The 3911-nt window shown below is 73.3% G+C and carries 6 protein-coding genes; 3 read left to right on the top strand and 3 right to left on the bottom strand.

What is annotated here, in order from left to right; translation table 11 throughout:
• Nucleotides 1–36 precede the first annotated feature (36 nt).
• The gene (locus J0670_RS32515) at nucleotides 37–429 is read right to left on the bottom strand and encodes a hypothetical protein (RefSeq protein WP_207815666.1); all 393 of its coding nucleotides are present in this window, start codon (nucleotides 427–429) and stop codon (nucleotides 37–39) included.
• 180 nt (nucleotides 430–609) lie between these two features.
• Here J0670_RS32515 and J0670_RS32510 point away from each other — a divergent pair, with 180 nt between their 5' ends.
• Complete coding sequence (locus J0670_RS32510; protein WP_207815664.1) at nucleotides 610–1266, top strand: GNAT family N-acetyltransferase; 657 nt, start codon at nucleotides 610–612, stop codon at nucleotides 1264–1266.
• A gap of 30 nt (nucleotides 1267–1296) precedes the next feature.
• On the opposite strand, the gene J0670_RS32505 is transcribed toward J0670_RS32510, so the two are convergent.
• Both J0670_RS32505 and J0670_RS32500 read right to left on the bottom strand, forming a co-directional pair.
• Nucleotides 1297–2067 carry an HAD family hydrolase gene (locus J0670_RS32505; RefSeq protein ID WP_207815662.1) on the bottom strand — a complete coding sequence of 257 codons (771 nt, stop codon included), beginning with the start codon at nucleotides 2065–2067 and terminating at the stop codon, nucleotides 1297–1299.
• Nucleotides 2068–2077: 10 nt separating this feature from the next.
• A complete protein-coding gene (locus J0670_RS32500; RefSeq protein WP_207815660.1) occupies nucleotides 2078–2668 on the bottom strand; it encodes a TetR/AcrR family transcriptional regulator in 591 nt (196 codons plus the stop codon).
• 140 nt (nucleotides 2669–2808) lie between these two features.
• Between J0670_RS32500 and J0670_RS32495 the strand changes: the two genes are divergently transcribed.
• Both J0670_RS32495 and J0670_RS32490 read left to right on the top strand, forming a co-directional pair.
• Entirely contained in the window at nucleotides 2809–3513 is a 705-nt protein-coding gene (locus J0670_RS32495) for an SDR family oxidoreductase (protein WP_207815658.1), read from the top strand.
• Between the two features lie 31 nt (nucleotides 3514–3544).
• Nucleotides 3545–3911, top strand: a 367-nt coding sequence (locus J0670_RS32490) for a tautomerase family protein (protein WP_207815656.1), incomplete at its 3' end; no start/stop codon positions are given.

Genomic DNA, 3911 nt, shown 5'->3' with positions numbered 1-3911 from the left:
CGCCGAGGCCCGGGCGGGGATCCGCGAGGCCCGCCCTCACCCCGCCGGGGCGTCCTCGATGTCCGAGATCAGCTTGGTGCTCAGATCGCTCTGCACCGCCAGCCGCGTACGCCCGGCGTCCGGGCCGCTGCCCCAGGTCAGCGTGACCGTGGTGAACAGGTGCCCGGCGCCGGAGTCGTGGTGGCGCACCTCCCAGGCCGTGGGCACGTCCTGGGCGCGCAGCACGCCGTCGGCGTGGTTGACCTCCTCCCAGGCGGCCAGGCGCTGGCGCAGGTCCTCGGTGAGGTAGTGGGCGCGCAACTCGTCCGAGAGGTCGTCGGTGCCGTCGAAGACCGCGTCGATGTAGGCGCCGTAGAAGTCGGCCACCCGGTCCACCGCGGAGTCCGGGCTGCCGGCGCGGGCCACGGAACCCGCCTCGGAATCGGTCATGAACATCCTTCCGTCAGAACCGGACGCGCACCGGCGCCGCCGGCCCCGATCAGCCGACCCGAACGGCACAACGAGCCGATGCCCCTTCGGGTTTCGCCCCGGAGACGGAAACGTTCGAACGAGGCACTCCGGCCGCGAAACCCGGGTGCGCCCGCCGGTCTCCCCGGGCACACTGGCCCGATGCTCATCGATCACTGGCCGCTGAGGGGCCTGCGCATCACCACGCCCCGCCTGGAGCTGCGCATGCCCGGCGAGGACGATCTCGCCGAGCTCGCGGAGGTCGCCGCGCGCGGCGTCCACCCGCCCGACGTACGCCCCTTCCTCACCCCGTGGGCGGAACTGCCGCCCGCCGAACGCGCCCGGCACGTCCTGCAGATGCACTGGCGGCGGCTGGGGCGCTGGACGCCGCAGCACTGGGCCCTGGACCTGACGGTCTTCCACGAGGGGCACCCCGTCGGCGTCCAGGACATGCGCGCCCAGGACTTCACCGCCCGGCGCGAGATCGCCTCCGGCTCCTGGCTCGGCCTGGCCCACCAGGGCCTGGGCCTGGGCACCGAGATGCGCGCCGCGATGCTGCACCTGGCATTCGCCGGACTGGACGCGGTGTCGGCGACCTCGATGTCCTTCACCGACAACCACGCCTCCCTCGCCGTCTCCCGCAAGCTCGGCTACCGCCCCGACGGCATCTCCCGCGACGTCATGGACGGCCACACCGTGGTGTCCCAGCGCCTGCGCCTGTCCCGCGAGCACTGGCAGGGCCCGCCCGCCCCCGTGACCGTACGCGGCCTGACCCCCGCCTGCCGCGAACTGTTCGGCGCCGACGCCCCGCCGGAATAGGGCGCGCCGACCGCAGAAGCCCAGGCCGGGTCAGGCGGCCAGGGCCCGGAGCAGGGCGTCCAGGGTGTGGAGGGTGTGGATGCCCTCGCCGGTCGGTGTGCCGGAGGCGGCGCGGTCGAGCCAGAAGGCGTGCAGGCCTGCGTCGCGGGCGCCTTCCGCGTCGAGGGTGTACTTGTCGCCGACGTAGGCGACCTCGTGCGGGGCGAGGCCCAGGCCGGCGCAGCCGGCGAGGAAGATGCCGGGGGCGGGCTTGGGCTCGCCGTACTGGTCGGAGCAGACCAGGACCTCGCCGACGTACTCCAGCAGGCCGATGGTGCGCAGTTTGCGGCGCTGGTGGTCGGCGTCGGAGTTGGAGACGACGCCCAGCCGGTAGCGGGGGGCGAGGCGGGCCAGGGTCGGCCGGGCGTCGGGAAAGGCCTGCCAGGCGGCGTCGCGGTGGACGCCGTAGCCGGCGAACCAGGCCGCGGCCTGTTCGTCGCTCAGGTGCTCGGCGCCGGCCTGGCCGAGGTGGGCGAGGAAGCGGCGGGTGCGCTCGTACTGCTGGCGGCGGAAGGTGAGTTCACCGGTGAGGTAGCGCGCGTACTCGGCCTCCATGACGCTGCGCCACAACGCCAGCGCAGCCCCCGGCGAAGGGAAGCGTTCCAGCAGGCCCTGCTCCCGCAGGTGTCCGAGCAGGCCGGCCTCCTCCGAGCTGGAGTAGTCGAAGAGCGTGTCGTCGACGTCGAAGAGCACGCCCTTGACGTCCCTGAGGTCCTTGACGCCCCTGGCGCCGCTGGTGCCGTTGACCGGTGTGAGCCGCATGCGTCCGACCCTACGCGCCCGGCGCGGACAGGCGGCGCCGGGCGGCGGCCAGCAGGTCGGCGGACAGGTCCTCGTCCTGGCTCGCCCGGGCCAGCACCAGGGCGCCGACCATCGTGGACAGGTCCGCCAGCGCCTCCTCCCGATCGGCGGGCTCGGGCAGGCGGGCGAAGGCGTCGACGAGCTCGCGCAACCCCTCGGTGAACGCCGTGCGCAACGGGGATCCGGGCTCGGTGCGGGCCGCGTCGGCGGCCAACGCGGCGGCGGCGCAGCCCTGGCCGGGGTGGTCGCGGTGGGGTTGGGAGAGGTAGCGGTCGAGGAAGGCGGCGCGCGGGGAACGGGCCGGACCGGGATCCTCCTCGCCTGCGGGGGCGGGGTGCTCCATCGCTTCGCGGCGTTCGGTGAAGGCGGCGGCCAGGGCCTCGGCGAGGAGGTCGTCCTTGGAGGCGAAGTGGCGGTAGAAGCCGCCGTGGGTGAATCCGGCGGCGGCCATGGCCTCAGGGACGCTGACCTGGTCGGGGCCCTTCTCGCGGATCAGGCGGGCGGTGTGGTCGATCACCCGGCGGCGGCTGCGTTCGGCCTCGGCGCGTGACACGCGGGGCATGGGCGGCACTCCTTCACTCTCGTTCTCTCGTCACACTTTCCCATCTCATTTAGATGATGGTAATAATCTAAACGCTGCGGCGCTGCCCCGCCACACCCCAGCGGCGGGCCGCCGCACGTCCGCACACGAGGAGACGCACCATGACCGCGATCGAAGGCACCACCGCCCTGGTCACCGGAGGCCGCCGAGGCCTGGGCCGAGCGTTCACCCGGGAACTGCTGGCCCGCGGCGCCAGGAAGGTCTACGCCACCAGCCGCACCCCCGACACCAGCGAGGACCCGCGCGTCGAGGTCCTCACCCTCGACGTCACCGACGACGCCTCGGTGGCCGCCCTGGCCGCGCACGCCGACGACGTCGACCTCGTCTTCAACAACGCCGGCGTGCTGTACCCGGCGCCGCTGCTCCAGGCCGACCTCACGCTGGTCCGGGACACCTTCGAGACCAACGTGCTCGGCCCGCTGCGCATCGCCCAGGCCTTCGCGCCGGTCCTGGCCGCGCGCGGCGGCGGAGCGCTGGTCGACATCCACTCGCTGCTGTCCTGGGGCGCCGGCGCCGGAGCCTACGGCGCCTCCAAGGCCGCCCTGTGGTCGCTGACCAACTCGCTGCGCCTGGAACTCGCCGGCCAGGGCACGCAGGTCGTCGGCGTCCACCTGGGCTTCGCCGACACCGAGATGGTCGCGCACCTGCCGATCGGGAAGATCCAGCCCGCCGAGGTCGCCCGGATCGTCCTGGACGGCATCGAGCGCGGCGACCGCGAGGTGCTGGTCGACGAGGCGACCCGGGCCCTCAAGGCCGCCCTGTCCGGGCCGGTGGAGCACCTGGCCGTCCTGCCCTCCCGCAGCTGACCCCCTTCGCGACCCAGAACAGGAGAACGCCATGCCCCTGTGGCACGTCTACCACCCGCCCGGCGCCTACACTCCCGCGCAGAAGCAGCAACTCTCCACCGACGTCACGCGGTTCTACACCCGCTTCGGGCTGCCCGAGTTCTACGTGATCGTCCTCTTCCACGAGGTCGACGCCGACTCCTTCCACGTCGGCGGCAAGCCGACCGGCACGGCGGTGCGGATCGTGGTCGAGCACATAGCCCGCCACACCGACGACGAACAGCTCCGCCGGCGCACCCGCGAGGCACTCGCCACCCTCCTCGCACCCCACACCGCCGAACGCGGCCTGTACTGCGAGTTCCACATCGACGAGACACCACGGGACCTGTGGATGATCGACGGCCTCACCCCGCCCCCGA

Source organism: Streptomyces sp. FH025, assembly GCF_017427025.1.
Lineage (GTDB): Bacteria > Actinomycetota > Actinomycetes > Streptomycetales > Streptomycetaceae > Kitasatospora.
Note: the sequence above shows the minus strand (reverse complement) of the source record. Positions and strands in the feature narration are given on the sequence as shown.

Bases quoted from the DNA above. Each gene is read 5' to 3' on its own strand.
- J0670_RS32500 (WP_207815660.1), bottom strand. From the start codon at position 2,668: ATGCCCCGCGTGTCACGCGCCGAGGCCGAACGCAGCCGCCGCCGGGTG.
- J0670_RS32505 (WP_207815662.1), bottom strand. From the start codon at position 2,067: ATGCGGCTCACACCGGTCAACGGCACCAGCGGCGCCAGGGGCGTCAAG.
- J0670_RS32495 (WP_207815658.1), top strand. From the start codon at position 2,809: ATGACCGCGATCGAAGGCACCACCGCCCTGGTCACCGGAGGCCGCCGA.
- J0670_RS32510 (WP_207815664.1), top strand. From the start codon at position 610: ATGCTCATCGATCACTGGCCGCTGAGGGGCCTGCGCATCACCACGCCC.
- J0670_RS32515 (WP_207815666.1), bottom strand. From the start codon at position 429: ATGACCGATTCCGAGGCGGGTTCCGTGGCCCGCGCCGGCAGCCCGGAC.